The organism is Bacillus sp. AFS059628, assembly GCF_002571225.1.
Lineage (GTDB): Bacteria > Bacillota > Bacilli > Bacillales > Bacillaceae_G > Bacillus_A.
This window is the reverse complement of the sequence record NZ_NVEC01000130.1, coordinates 1-15277: the sequence shown is the minus strand read 5'-3', so window position 1 is coordinate 15277 and position 15277 is coordinate 1. Positions and strand designations below refer to the sequence as shown.

General features: G+C 36.2%; 12 protein-coding genes, 1 pseudogene, 1 riboswitch and 1 other annotated feature. Of the genes and pseudogenes, 10 read left to right on the top strand and 3 right to left on the bottom strand.

The features are described 5' to 3' along the window. Positions 1-33: 33 nt before the first annotated feature. On the bottom strand, positions 34-426 hold the full coding sequence (locus COL05_RS29815; protein WP_098671237.1) for a VOC family protein: 393 nt from the start codon (positions 424-426) through the stop codon (positions 34-36). Positions 427-537: 111 nt separating this feature from the next. On the opposite strand from COL05_RS29815, the gene COL05_RS29810 reads away from it, so the two are divergent. The 5 genes from COL05_RS29810 (at position 538) to COL05_RS29790 (ending at position 8857) form a co-directional block, all read left to right on the top strand. Next, a complete protein-coding gene (locus COL05_RS29810) occupies positions 538-2847 on the top strand; it encodes an AAA domain-containing protein (protein WP_142337728.1) in 2310 nt (769 codons plus the stop codon). A 75-nt stretch (positions 2848-2922) separates the two neighbouring features. Further along, positions 2923-3024, top strand: a riboswitch (SAM riboswitch). A gap of 88 nt (positions 3025-3112) precedes the next feature. Then, a complete protein-coding gene (locus tag COL05_RS29805; RefSeq protein WP_098671235.1) occupies positions 3113-4318 on the top strand; it encodes a M20 family metallopeptidase in 1206 nt (401 codons plus the stop codon). Positions 4319-4502: 184 nt separating this feature from the next. Further along, a complete protein-coding gene (locus tag COL05_RS29800) occupies positions 4503-5069 on the top strand; it encodes a TetR/AcrR family transcriptional regulator (RefSeq protein WP_001072324.1) in 567 nt (188 codons plus the stop codon). Between the two features lie 58 nt (positions 5070-5127). Beyond that, complete coding sequence (locus tag COL05_RS29795) at positions 5128-6984, top strand: alpha/beta fold hydrolase (RefSeq protein WP_098671234.1); 1857 nt, start codon at positions 5128-5130, stop codon at positions 6982-6984. Positions 6985-7259: 275 nt separating this feature from the next. Beyond that, positions 7260-7516: a binding site (T-box leader), on the top strand. A gap of 81 nt (positions 7517-7597) precedes the next feature. Beyond that, entirely contained in the window at positions 7598-8857 is a 1260-nt protein-coding gene (locus COL05_RS29790) for an MFS transporter (RefSeq protein WP_098671233.1), read from the top strand. 458 nt (positions 8858-9315) lie between these two features. Here the strand turns inward: COL05_RS29790 and COL05_RS29785 are convergent, their stop codons facing one another. Beyond that, positions 9316-9861 carry a dihydrofolate reductase family protein gene (locus COL05_RS29785; protein WP_098671232.1) on the bottom strand — a complete coding sequence of 182 codons (546 nt, stop codon included), beginning with the start codon at positions 9859-9861 and terminating at the stop codon, positions 9316-9318. A 348-nt stretch (positions 9862-10209) separates the two neighbouring features. Between COL05_RS29785 and COL05_RS29780 the strand changes: the two genes are divergently transcribed. From COL05_RS29780 to arsC, 5 genes are all read left to right on the top strand, one after another. Beyond that, a complete protein-coding gene (locus COL05_RS29780; protein ID WP_098671231.1) occupies positions 10210-10719 on the top strand; it encodes a DinB family protein in 510 nt (169 codons plus the stop codon). Positions 10720-11229: 510 nt separating this feature from the next. Next, the gene (gene arsR / locus COL05_RS29770; RefSeq protein WP_172796559.1) at positions 11230-11556 is read left to right on the top strand and encodes an arsenical resistance operon transcriptional regulator ArsR; all 327 of its coding nucleotides are present in this window, start codon (positions 11230-11232) and stop codon (positions 11554-11556) included. A 60-nt stretch (positions 11557-11616) separates the two neighbouring features. After that, positions 11617-12054 (top strand): ArsI/CadI family heavy metal resistance metalloenzyme, encoded by a 438-nt coding sequence (locus COL05_RS29765; protein WP_098671230.1) that lies wholly within the window; start codon positions 11617-11619, stop codon positions 12052-12054. A gap of 18 nt (positions 12055-12072) precedes the next feature. Next, positions 12073-13104: an ACR3 family arsenite efflux transporter gene (gene arsB, locus COL05_RS29760; protein WP_098671229.1), complete on the top strand. Its 1032-nt coding sequence runs from the start codon at positions 12073-12075 to the stop codon at positions 13102-13104. 34 nt (positions 13105-13138) lie between these two features. After that, complete coding sequence (arsC, locus tag COL05_RS29755; protein ID WP_098671228.1) at positions 13139-13543, top strand: arsenate reductase (thioredoxin); 405 nt, start codon at positions 13139-13141, stop codon at positions 13541-13543. A 286-nt stretch (positions 13544-13829) separates the two neighbouring features. Here the strand turns inward: arsC and COL05_RS29745 are convergent. Next, positions 13830-15183, bottom strand: a pseudogene (locus COL05_RS29745) (RNA-guided endonuclease TnpB family protein). Positions 15184-15277 lie beyond the last annotated feature (94 nt).

Sequence of the window (15277 nt, the reverse complement as noted above, 5' to 3'; positions counted from 1 at the left end):
GTCCGATTGGTGAGGGCTGATTAAAGTTTCACTTTATCTCTCCGTCTCAAAAAACTCAATCCATTCTCCATCAGGACCAGCGAAGAATATGTAACGTGTTCCATCTGGTAATGTTTCAATTTCTTCTCCTAGTAGGAAGGTTACGTCGTGTTTCTGTAGTCTTTCGATTTCATCCTCTAATGAATCTACTTTAAAGCAAATGTGATGTACTTTTCCTTCTGCCGGAAGAGAAGAGTTGTAGCCTTCAATGAGTTCGAGTATCGTTTCCTTTGATCCTTCCACACCTAAAAAAGCGAGTTTTAAGTCTGGATTCGGATGTCCCATACGTTTAATGAGCTGTAAGCTAACTACTTCTTCATAAAATGAAATAGATGTTTCTAAGCTTGCGACCATAAGTCCGACGTGTTCAATTCTTCTAACTGGCATGTAGATTCCTTCTTTCTGAAAATTATATACAATATAATATTGAAAATTAAGAAAATAAGCAAGATAAAAACCTTACAAATTTTAGCGTGTTATATGGTATAGTGAGAAAGTATGTTTGGGGAGAAGGAAGGAGATTATACGATGAATACACCTACTCAAACTCCTTCATTATCGGAAACGATGAAAGAGTGGCATTATGCATTAGCGTATGAAATTAAACATTGGAAAACGATAGGTGGTAGTAAAATTTCTATCATGAACGGTCGTTTTTTATATACAGATTATGAAAGTACAGTATACGTATTTCAGCTTATCTCGGAAGTAAGCTTACCGGAAGGTTCACCAATTCGAATTGAGTTCGATGGTGAGGAAGCGACAGGGGAAGTATTATCTGTACATGGATTAGAAATAGAACTGAAATTAAATGACTATATACAAGGAGAAATACGAGAAGCTGTTTTATACAGTGAACCGTGGCAATTGTTAGAGCAACTACAGGAGCGATTAAAAGAAGCGCGTAAAGATAAGCTAAAACGTAATCGTATAAAGCGTCTTGTTGATGGGACGAGCAGTCCGAAACATATTGAGAAGATGAAAAATCCGAAAAATGAATTGGCGTATCGTTCGTTTTACAATCCGACGACGTACGTGTGGGGACCGCCTGGAACAGGGAAGTCTTACAATTTATCACGTATTATTTCGGCTCATTATCAAAAAGGAAAATCGGTACTTGTATTAGCTCACAGTAATGCGGCAGTGGACGTATTAATGAGTGAAGTAACGAAGCAAATTGAAAAGAAAAAGAAATGGACGCCTGGCGAAATTGTTCGTTACGGTTATAGCCAACATGAACATATACGAAATCATGAAACGTTACTTGCGTCGAAGTTAGTTGAAACGACGAACGGATCTTGGGGAGAAGAAAGACTCTATTTAGAAGAAACACGCCAAGATCTTCGTGAAAAGATTTTATCGTATAAAGCAACTTCTGCTGATAAGAAGCGTATACAAGAGATTGAAAGTGATCTTCGAAAGCAAAAAGCTAAAATTAAAGAAGTAGAAAAAGAATACATTGAAAATGCGAAAGTAATCGGCGCAACTTTATCGAAATGTGCCATTGATTCACTTATTTATGAGCGTACATTTGATTTAGTTGTTGTAGATGAAGTGAGTATGGCATATGTTCCGCAAATTGCGTTAGCTGCTTCACTTGGAAAGCGTATTGTCGTATGTGGTGACTTTTTACAGTTACCTCCAATTGCGATGGCAAACCATGAACTCGTTCGAAAGTGGCTTGGGGAAGATATGTTTTACCATGCCGGAATTGTTGAGTCTGTTAATAAATCAGAAGCACATCCGAACCTCTTTATGCTACAAGAACAAAGACGTATGCATGCGGATATATCGAAGTTTACAAACTCATTTATTTATAAAAATAGAGTATATGACCATCCGTCTGTTTCAGAACGTAAAGAACTTGCGCGATTGCAACCGTTCGCAAATGAGGCAAGCGTTTTATTTGATACGAGTCTAATGGGAGCATTTTCGTTAAAAGACGCTGCTTCAGGATCTCGTTTTAATATTATGTCTGGTTTAGTAGCGATGCAAATGATGTTGATCGGACTGTTAGACGGTGTTCAATCCATTGGTGTTGTGACGCCTTACAGGGCGCAGTCTCGCTTTTTATCGACGTGTATTAGAGAAATGTTGCAGAGAACGAAATATCAAAACATACCAGTTTTAGCGGCGACAGTTCATAAGTTCCAAGGTTCTGAAAGAGATATGATGATCTTTGATACAGTTGACAGTTATCCGCAAGAACGGCCTGGCGTATTATTCTTTGACCATAAAAACCATCGCCTCGTCAATGTAGCAGTGACAAGAGCGAGAGGGAAGTTCATTCAATTATCAGATTGCCATTATATGCGTAAAAACCTTTCAAGAAAACAAGCGTTATCACAATTAACAGCTCACATAGAACGTCACGGAGATGTGTATGATCGCACGACCTCAAGGCAATTGTGGGAGCGGAAAATTTCAAAACGTTTACGCTGGTTTATGGAAATGAATCTTGAAGAGCCAAAAGGGCTATTGAAAGATATTTTAGCTGCAAAACGAAAAATTATTATTTCACTTCCAAGTACAAAACAAGTGGACAAACGAGTATGGCAAGCGTTAATGCGTACAAATGCGCAAATAACAGTGTATAGTGATGGACCAGTTCCATTAAAAAATATAAAGTTACAAAGACAAAATAAAGCATTTCCGTTTATCGTAATCGATGATGAAATCTTCTGGGCAGGCGCACCGCTCACATCCCAAATGATATTTGAAGGTAGTACGGAATTTCCGTACGTATGTGCAAGACTGCAAGCACCAGAAACAATTGGTGTATTAAAAGGATTTTTAGATATTCGGTAAATTCGGATAGGAATTCCTTGACTTTTAATCGGAATGAACTTAGAATGAATGTAATTTAATATAATTTTATGAAAATTCTTATCGCGAGAGGTTGAGGGACTGGCCCTATGACACCTCGGCAGCGGATTCGTTATGAATACTGTGCCAATTCCAGCAAGGTAACTTGAAAGATAAGAAAGAAGCTCATTTTGACTGTATATGCAGAAGCCTCTTTCTATCTTTTAGAAAGAGGCTTTTTTACGTGAAAATATAAGGGGGAAGAGAAATGGGAGCGACTGGAGTAACGTCACAAAGAAAAACAATTGAAGAGAGTATTGAAAGAAATAAGGAAAAGTACATAGAAACAAGTCACGATATTCATGTGAATCCGGAGATTGGTAACCAAGAGTTTTACGCATCTAGAACGCTAAGTTTATTACTAGGTAGTGCAGGATTTCAGTTGCAGCACAATATAGCTGGTCATGAAACAGGATTTATCGCACGAAAAAGCTCGGGAAAACAAGGACCAGTTATCGCATTTTTAGCTGAGTATGACGCTTTACCAGGACTCGGTCATGCGTGTGGTCACAATTTAATTGGCACAATTAGCGTTGCAGCAGCGATCGCATTATCAGAAACGCTTGAAGAAATTGGCGGGGAAGTTGTCGTGTTTGGTACGCCGGCTGAAGAAGGAGGACCAAACGGTAGTGCGAAAGCGAGTTATGTAAAAGCTGGTTTATTTAAAGATATTGATGCGGCACTTATGATTCATCCGAGTGGAAAAACAGCGACAACGAGCCCTTCACTAGCAGTCGATCCACTTGATTTTCACTTTTACGGAAAAACAGCTCATGCTGCAGCTTCACCAGAAGAAGGAATTAACGCATTAGATGCGGTCATTCAACTGTATAACAGCATTAACGCACTTCGCCAACAACTTCCGTCAGATGTGAAAATTCATGGCATTATTACTGAGGGCGGAAAAGCACCTAACATTATTCCTGACTATGCCGCAGCAAGGTTCTTCATCCGCGCAGCAACGCGAAAAAGATGTGCGGAAGTAACAGAGAAAGTAAGAAATATCGCAGAGGGAGCAGCATTAGCAACAGGTACGAAAGTGAAAATTCATCAATTCCAAAATGAAATCGATGAACTACTCGTAACAAAAACATTTAATGAAGTCGTAGCCGAAGAACTAGAATTACAAGGTGAAGACGTAAATCGGAAAGAAAGATTTGGCATCGGCTCAACAGATGCAGGAAATGTAAGCCAAGTCGTACCGACCATTCATCCGTACATTAAAATTGGTTCAGATGATTTAATTGCACATACGAATGAATTTAGAGAAGCAGCGCGTTCAGAACTTGGAGATAAAGCGTTGATTACATCCGCAAAAGCATTAGCGAATACGGCGTATCGATTAATTACGGAAGAAGGGTTGTTAGAGAAGGTGAAGGAGGAGTTTAGAGAGGTGCAGAGGAATCAGGGGTAGATAGTTAAAGGGAGTGGGGGATCCACTCCTTTTCTTTTTTGTGTAACACTGATGCTAAGATTTTTTTGCAGTAAAATCAATGTTAGTGGAACTTTTTTTATCAAATTTTTTTCTAAATTAACATAAATACTTGCAATATTTAAACTAGTACTATATAGTTCTAGTTATGACAAAGGTAAAATTAATGAATCAAAAACGTGTAATTGAAGTAGCTGCAACATTATTTTTAGAAAAAGGGTTTGCTTATACAAGTATGGATGAATTAGTACGTGTAAGCAAAGTTTCAAAGTCTAATGTGTATTATCACTTTTCTAATAAGGAAGTACTATTAGAAGGGGTCGTTGATTATTGGATTGAAATGTATCAATCTGCAATTGATGACGTGCTTTCTCAGAACCAATTTTTAGTTGAAGATCGTATCCAACTGTTTTTAAAGCAATTATCACAAGGAGTTCAGTCGAGAGAGTATAAAGGGAGCTGTCCATTTATTACTCTTTATATTCAAAGTCCTACACAGGCCACACAAATAAAAGAAAAAATAGGTCTTTTTTTTACAGGATTACAAAAGAAGGTTTCTCTATTGCTTAAACAAGGGGTAGAGAATGGAGAATTCAGAAATACGATTAATATTGATGAGGTTGCATCCCTTTTTATTACAAATCTTGAAGGAGCGTTATTTATTTCAGAAACATTGAAGGATGCAACTGTAATCACGAAAACAGCAGATCATTTTTTAAAATTGCTTCGATAAAAGAAGCATTTTTTTTACATCAAATTAGTACTGAATAGTACTAAAAAGGAGATCTTATATGAGAACAGTATTTTTAATTGGTGGAACAGGCTTTATTGGAAAGCAATTAGTGAAAGAATTAGCCAAAGAGGATGTTAAAATTCTTCTTTTAGTGAGGTCGAAAAGTAAAGCAATACGCCTTTTTCAAGAAAGAGGCATCTTAAAAAAGGCAGTTATGGACTTTATTGAAGGTGATTTGACGAAAATAGATTTAGGTCTAAGTGCTGAAGATAAGGAGAGGGTATTGAAAACGGATGTAATTATTCACGCAGGAGGCCCCATGGATATTCAAGCGACAAGTAAAGAGGCAGCTTCCGTATTTTTAAATGGCGCAAAACATATTAGTGAATTAGCTAAAAGTATTCATCAATTGAAGAGCTTGCAACAATTTATTCATGTTGTAGGTTATATGAGCCCCTTTGATGATAAAAATAGCAAGATTGCAATTGATGTGTTTAAAGAGGGAAACGATTATTTGAAAATAAAAAATCCATATGAGAGAACAAAATTTTTAGCAGATCTTTATATCCGTCACCAGGCATCAGCAGTAGGTTATCCGCTTTCTGTAATTAATCCGCCAACTGTAGTCGGTAGTAGTAAAACAGGGAGTACAGAACAGATAGCAGGATTAGGTTTGCTTGTGATGAGTATGAGAAGAGGGCTCATGCCAGTGATTCCTGGAGGTAAGGGATATAGGTTACCACTTATTTCAAACGATGAGCTTGCGAAGTTTATTGTGCAGGTTTTCAGATTGGAGCAACCGACTATTCAAACATATACACTTGTTGAAGAGAAACCGCACGATCAGAACATTGCTGAATTATTAAGTATTATGTCGGAAAGTATGAATATGAGGGCACCAAAAATTTCTGTTCCAATGCCACTTATGAAAGCAATTATGAATAGTGGAATAAGTAAAATAACAAAAATTCCTTCTGATGGACTGAATTTTATTACAAAACGAAAATTTTCAAATGTTTCAGCGAAAAAAATTATGGGAGGAGATTGGTTTAAGGAGACGAGTGTAATGAAATTTTTCCCTGCCGTAGTAGCAGATCTGGATTATCGAATGATGTATCAAAATGGCCAGCATAATCATTTATTTAAACGAACATTATGTGATAACACTACCCTTTACCAATTACAAGGAGAGGGTAAACCGTTTATTTTATTACATGGTTTATTGAGTGATGGAGAGGATTTATTTCCTTTAGCACAAGAGCTTCATGAAAAAACTGGTCAACCTGTATGGATCTTGGATCTTCCAGGTTTGGGACGTTCTCCTTTTAAATTAGAGAAAAATCTTCTATATATCTATTTGGATGTAGTGAAAAAGTTATTGGAGAAAGCTACTAATGGTGCACATCTAATTGGCCATTCATTCGGTGCATTTATTCTTCTGAAAGCATTGGTACAAGAGTACATAGATAAGAAGTATTCAATCACTTTACTTCAGCCACCTGTTGTTAAAAAAAATGCTAAATCGCTAAATGTTCCTCAATTTATGAACAAATGGACATTAAAACTGGCAACTACTAATTTGATAGAGCGTTATTTATTAAGTAATGGTTTGTTTGAAAGTATCGAGAGCATCCCTGAACATTATATTGAAAAAATAAGGACCAGTTTTACTTCTCCTAGAATTTTAAATACTACGGTTCAGCTTAACAGTTTACTACTGAAAAACAATCAAGGTGATTTCAATGAAGTAACAAAGTATAATCTTCATATTATTTGGGGGGATTATGACAGAGGTTATTCTGCTCCATCGCATCTTGGTAAGGTTGATTTTGTTTCATATGGCCATCATTTTCCTCTTAGCCATCCGAGTGAAACGGCAACATTAATAATAAAAAATAGTAATGCTAGCAGATGAGAGTGTGAGATAAATAAAAAGTGTGTAGTAAGATCGTTATGTCTTTGAAATAAAATCGTACTGTTTGGGGTCTCGCCACATCGCTATCAAGCTAATATTTTATAGTACCCCCAAAACGAAAAAAAGACTTTGTATTAAAGTTACAAATAATTTTTGCCCTGAAGTATTTTTCTTTTTTTAGTTGTTAGATGAGAATCATATATCTTAATAGGTTTTTTGTATTATAAAAAATTCAGACATTTACGCGGATACCAATAGGTGATATTATATAAAAAATAAATGCGATGAAGAGAAGAGTAAATAAAGTGAATTCTATACAGAGAACCCTGGTAGCTGAAAAAGGGTTAGAATTTCTTTATTGAAGCAAGCCTCAGAGCAGCACGTCGGAACCTTTTAGGAGGGGGTGATGTGACGGGAGCTCCCGTTATAGAGCTAAGGTATAAGCATTTTTAAATGCCGTACCTGATAAGGTTAATATGGCGACATATTAATAAACTAGGGTGGCACCGCGATGATAAATCTCGTCCCTAAGACTTCAAGTCTTGGGGGTGGGATTTTTTTATTTTGTTTTAAGTGTTGCATTCTATCTAATTATATTTTAGGAGGAATTCAATTGAGTCTAAAAAAAACATTGGAAACTTGGCGGTATCCATCTATCTTATTGTTTAGTATTGGTGTTTCAAGTGTTGGAAGTTGGGTTTACTTTATTGCTCTAAACCTTATCGTTCTTAACATAACAGAATCGGCAATTGCTGTCTCTGGTTTATATATTATTAGGGCTTTATCAACATTGTTTACTAACATTTGGTCAGGAAGTCTTGTAGATCGTTTAAATAAAAAATATCTCATGATAGCACTAGGTGTCTTTCAGACTGTGCTAATTGCATTATTACCTTTCTTCTCTTCTTTAGGGCTTATATATGCTATGGTCTTTCTTATTACAATAGCGAGCTCTATGTACCACTCAACATCGGTAACTTATATTACAAAGTTAATACCAATAGGACAAAGAAAACGTTTCAACTCTTTACGTAGCCTACTTGATTCCGGAGCATTTTTGACTGGACCAGCAATAGCGGGAATGATGTTTACAATTGGTACACCTAACATGGCTATTTATATCAATGCTGGAGCTTTATTTTTATCTGCATTAATTACAGTAGGAATGCCTAATGTTGAATCCTCTGCACAGTTAGAAAAAACATCAGATACAACAAAATTATCTCTTAGGTTATTAATAGATGATTGGAAGCTTGTTATTGGATTTAGCCGTAAGTTTCTATATGTCATGATAATATATCTTTTATTTAGTGCGATGGTAGTTATGATGACAGCTACAGATTCCTTGGAAGCTGCTTTTGCAACTAGGATACTTTCTTTATCTGAAGGTGAATATGGAATTTTAGTCAGCATTGCTGGAGCAGGAGTATTGGCAGGTTCTTTATCTAATGCAATAATTAATGAAAAAATACCTACCTCATGGCTTATGGGTATGGGTTCCTTAATAACTGCAGTAGGTTATATGATTTTTACATCTTCTAATACCTTTTTTATAGCATCTGTAGGGGTTTTTGTTTTATCATTTGCTACTGCCTTTTCTAATACCGGTTTTTACACATTTTATCAAAACAATATACCTGTTAATGTGATGGGCAGAGTTGTAAGTATTTACGGGTTTATTGAGGCTTTTTTAATTATTACAGTTACTGTAATCTTTGGTGTTTTTTCAGAGCTTATATCTATACGATTTGTTGTAGTTTCAGGAGCATTTGTAATGCTTTTGATATCTATTATACTATTTATTTGCAGTATTCAACCATCAAAAGCAAAATTCTATTCTAATTCAACTGAACTTAAAGATTCGTTTCAATAAATTCTTTGTTTAATAAATAAAATTAAATAATAGTGATGAAATAAAAAGGATCTTTACTGAAAGATTTTTTTATTACCGATAACGAAGGTCATGTAAACATAGGTAAATAACAGAATTAATTATTAAACAGCTATATAAAGTATTGCTATAAAGCTAAAGTTTTGCACTATCCATAAAACTAAAAAGACGTTATCCTTTCTGTAGAATCATAGGAAAGGATGGCGTTTTTGTATGTCCATTTCTGTATCCAATGAATTACAACTATTTGCTCAAGAGATTCAAAACTTTTTATCTCCAAATTTCTTACGAGATCTTGTTAGAAATGTTGGTTGTATATTCTATACATGTCTGATTAATATAACGCCCTAATTTTTATAAATTAATATATGTATTATCTTATAAAAAAACTCAACAGGATTTATTCTGATGAGTTTTTTGTTTATATAATTTATCAATAATTATTCTTTTTTCTCCGGCTGATAGGAAAGAATAACGACACCTGAACTGGTCGTTCTTGTTTCTATAAGTTTTAATGCTTTTGTATTGCTCTGGTCTTTAAAGAGACGCTTTCCGCTCCCTACGATAACGGGATTGACTATAAAGTGATATTCATCAATGAGGTCATGTTGCATTAATGTTTGTGTAAGCTCACTGCTACCATAGATTAAAAGGTTCTGACCGGGCTGTTCCTTCAGTTTCGATATTTCTTCTACAATATTACCCTTGATAAGATTTGCATTCCATTCGGTTTTTTCCAAAGTTGTTGAAGCAACAAATTTAGGCATGCTGTTCATCTTATCAGCAAAACCTTCTTCATCAGTCATAGAAGGCCAAGCAGCTGCAAAACCTTGATAGGTTACTCGCCCTAGTAGAAGAGCTTCACTTTCAAACAGTAAATTGGATTGAAACTTTGCCACTTCTTCATTGAAGTATGGAGCAGTCCAAGTTGGTTCCTCCATGACACCATCTAATGAGAGGTACATTGATACAATTATTTGTCCCATTTTGTTCTCCTTTAATTTTAAATTGAGATTTTTTACATATTGGTAACACAATGATTAATTCTCCAGCTAGAGAAATTCTCCCTTTTTAATAGTTTCGACAAAATGTATTTATGTATGTTTTGGAATAACCTAATATATATTACTACCTTCGAAATATTGTATAACTTCTAATTTTTATGCATGATTGATTAGCATTGCTTATTGTGCTAACGAATCAGGATAGTATGGCGACCGACTAAGTAGTTGCTTATCCTCAATTATTAGAAGGAAAGTTTTATCATTTCACGAATTGATTAGACATAGACGAGTACTATAATTTTCTATATATACATAAAGAGGTGACTATGCATGAATCAAAGACCGTCAGAAGTAGAATACGCCGGGAGCTCCGGCGAATATATCCGTTTGGTGCCGGACGGTAACATCATCGACATTCTGCTCGCCCAGGAAAAGCAAATGACCGAGCTCCTGGCATCGTTGACCGAAAGCCAGGCCGCATATCGGTATGCGGAAGGAAAATGGACGCTGAAAGAAGTCGTGGGCCACATTGCAGACGCGGAACGCGTCATGACCTACCGCCTGCTCCGGTTCGCAAGAGGGGACCAGACGCCTCTGACCGGTTTCGATCAGGAATTGTTCCTGCCTCCTTTCGGAAGCTGGACAACGGCGCAATTGGCCGAAGACTACCGGGCCGTACGGCAATCAACGATCACATTGCTGCGCGGGCTACCGGCGGAGGCGTGGACCCGCAAGGGCACAGCCAACAACCTAAGCATTACGGCGCGCGCCCTCGCATACGGCATCGCAGGACACGAACTTCATCACATGGGGGTCATCCGAAATCGGTACTTGAGTTAATCGTCGGCTGAGGCCTTTGGAATGGAACTAACACCACTCATACAACCTTAGATACCGTTCTTATTAGGGTCCCACCCCACAAACATCAACTTAAGGATTTAGACTATTTTTGAAATTAAAAGCACGTTACTATTCTCTTATGTTAATGAGAAAGGGTGACGTGCTTTTTATGAATACGCACAAAAACAAGAGTTACCTTTATTTGCCGAAGAGTTATATTGATTTTTCTCATTTTTGGGTATTTGTTTTTCTTAGATTGATGGTGATAGGGCATTACTCTATAATGGTCAGATTAAAATTAAAAAGAGTTATAGGGACTCCATTGCTGGGGAATATTGTAACTATTAAGTTGTAAAAGAAACGTAGTTTTTCATCTTTGAAAAAGCTATGGTCTTTTTTTATTGTAACAAAGATAGAATGCGAGGAAGTTTTTGTATATCAAAAAAAATTGATGAAATAGTTGCATATAAAACTCATCTGCGTATATACTATAAATATCAAAAAAAATTGATGAAGGGAGAGGAACCTACAGTGGCACAGGATTTTAAGTTATATGAGAAAAAGTTTAAAGCGTTGGCTGATCAGAAGCGTTTAGAGATTATGTATGAACTTTGTCAGCGAGGCCAGACTTGTGTATGTGATTTAACAGAGGTTTTTGACATGACGCAATCTAAGTTGTCCTATCATTTAAAGATTTTATTAGATGCAGGTTTAATTGTAAAAGAAACAAAAGGTACGTGGAGTTATTATGATTTAAATGATGCGGAAGTAAACAATTTATTATCAGAAGAATTATGTTGTATCTTTAGAAAAACAGGCAAAGGTAGCTGTTGTTAAAATTTCGTACTATTAATCAAAAAAAATTGATTAATAACAAATAAAGAGGAGGAATAAGCTATGAGATATGTTCATGTTGGTATAAATGTTACGGATTTAGAGAAGTCTATCGAATTCTACGAAAAGGTATTTGGTGTGTCACCAGTTAAGGTGAAAGTGGATTATGCAAAATTTTTATTAGAGACGCCAGGACTTAACTTCACGCTAAACGTACGAGATGAAGTGAACGGAAATCAGGTAAATCATTTCGGTTTCCAAGTGGATACAGCTGAAGAGATTACATTGCATAAAGAAAGATTAGAAAAAGAAGGGTTCTTTGCACGTGATGAGATGGATACAACTTGTTGCTATGCGGTTCAAGATAAGTTTTGGGTAACGGATCCTGATGGGAACGAGTGGGAATTCTTTTATACAAAAGCACAGAGTGATGTTCATAAAATAGAAGAGGCATCTTGTTGCACGACTTCTAACGTAGTAGAACAAAATTCTTGTTGTTAATAGGAGATGGAAAATAAAATGAAACGTTTATCTTTTCTAGATCGATATTTAACGCTATGGATTTTTCTAGCTATGGCTGTTGGGATTGGTTTAGGGTTTGTATTTCCTAGTGTAGTAGACGGACTGAATACATTACAAGTTGGAACAACGTCTATCCCGCTAGCTGTCGGTTTAATTGTCATGATGTATCCACCGTTAGCAAAGGTTCGTTATGAGGAAATGGGGCGCGTATTTAAAGACGTAAAAGTATTGGTTTTATCTTTAGTACAGAACTGGATTATTGGACCTGTACTTATGTTTGTTTTAGCAATTATTTTTCTTCCTGATAAGCCAGAATACATGGTCGGACTCATTATGATTGGTTTAGCACGTTGTATTGCAATGGTAATTGTTTGGAACGACCTTGCAGATGGGGATAAAGAGTATGCTGCAGGTTTAGTAGCTTTCAACTCAGTATTTCAAATGTTATTCTTCTCCGTTTATGCATACGTGTTTGTAACAGTCATTCCAGAATGGTTAGGGATTGAAGGAGCTATTGTTGATATTACAATGATAGAAGTAGCGAAATCCGTATTTATCTATTTGGGAATTCCTTTTATAGCAGGTATGTTGACACGTTTTGTACTCGTTAAGTTAAAGGGAAGACAGTGGTATGAAAAGGTGTTTATACCGAAGATTAGTCCAATTACATTAGTTGCATTACTATTTACAATCATCGTTATGTTCTCTTTAAAAGGAGAAATGATTGTTAGTGTACCATTAGATGTAGTAAGAATAGCAATTCCATTACTCATTTATTTTATTGTCATGTTTTTTGTTTCTTTCTTTATGGGAAGAAAAATTGGTGCAAACTATCCGGTGACGACAACGTTAGCATTTACAGCAGGTAGTAATAACTTTGAATTAGCGATTGCTGTAGCAGTTGGTGTGTTTGGCATTCATTCAGGCGCAGCATTTGCAGCTGTTATTGGTCCGTTAGTGGAAGTACCTGTAATGATTGCACTTGTAAACGTCGCTTTTTGGTTTAAGCGTAAATATTTTAATGATTAACCAGTATAATTTAAAAACAAAGGCGGAAAACAACATGGAAAACAAAAAGACAATCTATTTCTTATGCACAGGAAATTCATGCCGAAGCCAAATGGCAGAAGCATGGGGCAAACAATATTTAGGTGATAAGTGGAATGTATATTCTGCAGGAATCGAAGCACACGGAGTAAATCCAAATGCTATTAAAGCGATGAATGAAGTAAATATTGATATAACGAATCAAACATCGGATATAATCGATTCAAATATTTTAAATAACGCTGATTTAGTTGTTACCCTTTGTAGTCATGCAGATTCTGTTTGTCCTTCGACACCTTCGCACGTAAATCGTGTTCACTGGGGATTTGATGATCCAGCAGGAAAAGAGTGGTCTGAATTTCAACGTGTTCGCGATGAAATTGGAGAACGTATAAAACGATTTGCTGAAACAGGGGAGTAAGTCAACTCCCCCACTGAGATAAAACATTTCAGTGGGGGCTTGAGTTAGAACACTAGGTCTTTTCATCTATCGCTAGACAGTTGACGCTCTAGCATTCATGCCACCATATGGTAACACCCCAAGTATGTTTTTGGTTGGTACTGGCAACGAACGATTGCTTTCCCACTTGCACCACCCTTTCGAAAAAGAGTAGTTCTTCCTTATGAAAGAAGCCACCACTCAGATGAATCTGGCGTGTACTACAAGCCCCGAAAAATCGAGTACACATGGATGGTTGACGCACCCACTAAGCTATGCGCGAAGCAAAAGCCTTACGTTTTTGCACTTCTAATAGAATTGGCGTTTTCACTTTCAGATTTTCATCCAATTCTACAACTTGTGATTTTTGCAATGTATTCAGCGCACCATTAATATCCGCATGAATACATGTTCCTGATTTACTTTGGTACAGACAACGAGTGATTCGTTTGCCGCTAAAATAATATTGGGCTCTATTATCTTTAGACCAAACTGGAACCGGATCTTTATTCAGAAAACTAGCTTTTGAAGTATAGCTTTCTTCTTGTTTGAAAAAGCGGATGCCTTCTTTTACACACTTATTCTCAATTGCTGCAATCAGTTTATGAAATGGGATTTGAACAAATTTTTGATTATTCTTTTTTCCCATATCAGATTTTTGTTTCCATCCAGCGTTATACCCTACGACAATCGTATCTATATCGAATTCTTTCGCTTTTTTGAACAACAGGCCTACTGTTTGTGAAATGTAACCATTTATTTGCTTTTCTCGTTTATGCCAAAGTGTAGCCATTTTATTCGTTATAACGCGTTTTTGAATTCCATTTTCTGTATTTTTTGCTGTAAATTACGTATCTTTTTGTTGAAGTACTGGTTAATAGATTTTAATTTTTTCCCATCAATTAAAAATGTATCACCTGTATTTGTCACGCAACTTACTAATCTATCTACACCTAAATCGCAACTCAAAGCGTTACTCGTAGTCGTGGATTGTTTCTTCATTTGAGAAACGTGCAGTTCATATGTGTAATGCACCTCAAAGAACCGACCTTTTTGCTTCGGTACAATCTCAATGTAGGAGATTTTTTTATGTCTTAAGTTTTTAGGCATACGTATTTTAATGGAACCGAATTTTTGCCTGAACGCGACACTCATCGGAATCATCCAATACCCGTTCTCATCTACTTTTGAAACTTGATAGATTTCAATAATTCTTTTGTCAGTGGAACGAGAATAATTCGGAAACTTAGGACGCCCTGTGAAATTCTCAGTTTTTTTCTCCACTGTTCCAATGCTTTAAAAAAGCTTTTTACTTCTGCATATAAGGCTCTACGAATGGCTTGGACAGAGTTTGATTGCACGCCCCAGTAATTCATATCGGCTTGCATGGCAGTATCCACTTCTTTTACAGTAGCTATTTTATTATGATTCAAATAACTTTGTTTAATGGTATACAACCCAACATTTCGCAATGCTTTTGAACTATGTGACATGCGCTGAAGTAAACGAAATTCTTTAGCCGTGAGACAAGCTCGTCCGATATTTTGCTTCTGCGTGAAACGTCGCAGCGTTTCTCTTTTCTTTTGTTTCCGTAATACTTTCACTGCTTTTTTTTTAGCCATTGTTTTCACCACCTTTCTTAAAGAATTAACTTATTCATTCCTTTTGGTGCAAGTAACAAAAGGATTATGATTATCCAATTTCGTTATCTTAAGA

What these genes read in the sequence shown, in the direction of transcription:
- COL05_RS29815 (WP_098671237.1), bottom strand. Translation starts at nt 426, where the DNA reads ATGCCAGTTAGAAGAATTGAACACGTCGGACTTATGGTCGCAAGCTTA.
- COL05_RS29810 (WP_142337728.1), top strand. Translation starts at nt 538, where the DNA reads ATGTTTGGGGAGAAGGAAGGAGATTATACGATGAATACACCTACTCAA.
- COL05_RS29805 (WP_098671235.1), top strand. Translation starts at nt 3,113, where the DNA reads ATGGGAGCGACTGGAGTAACGTCACAAAGAAAAACAATTGAAGAGAGT.
- COL05_RS29800 (WP_001072324.1), top strand. Translation starts at nt 4,503, where the DNA reads ATGAATCAAAAACGTGTAATTGAAGTAGCTGCAACATTATTTTTAGAA.
- COL05_RS29795 (WP_098671234.1), top strand. Translation starts at nt 5,128, where the DNA reads ATGAGAACAGTATTTTTAATTGGTGGAACAGGCTTTATTGGAAAGCAA.
- COL05_RS29785 (WP_098671232.1), bottom strand. Translation starts at nt 9,861, where the DNA reads ATGGGACAAATAATTGTATCAATGTACCTCTCATTAGATGGTGTCATG.
- COL05_RS29780 (WP_098671231.1), top strand. Translation starts at nt 10,210, where the DNA reads ATGAATCAAAGACCGTCAGAAGTAGAATACGCCGGGAGCTCCGGCGAA.
- arsR (WP_172796559.1), top strand. Translation starts at nt 11,230, where the DNA reads ATGAAGGGAGAGGAACCTACAGTGGCACAGGATTTTAAGTTATATGAG.
- COL05_RS29765 (WP_098671230.1), top strand. Translation starts at nt 11,617, where the DNA reads ATGAGATATGTTCATGTTGGTATAAATGTTACGGATTTAGAGAAGTCT.
- arsB (WP_098671229.1), top strand. Translation starts at nt 12,073, where the DNA reads ATGAAACGTTTATCTTTTCTAGATCGATATTTAACGCTATGGATTTTT.
- arsC (WP_098671228.1), top strand. Translation starts at nt 13,139, where the DNA reads ATGGAAAACAAAAAGACAATCTATTTCTTATGCACAGGAAATTCATGC.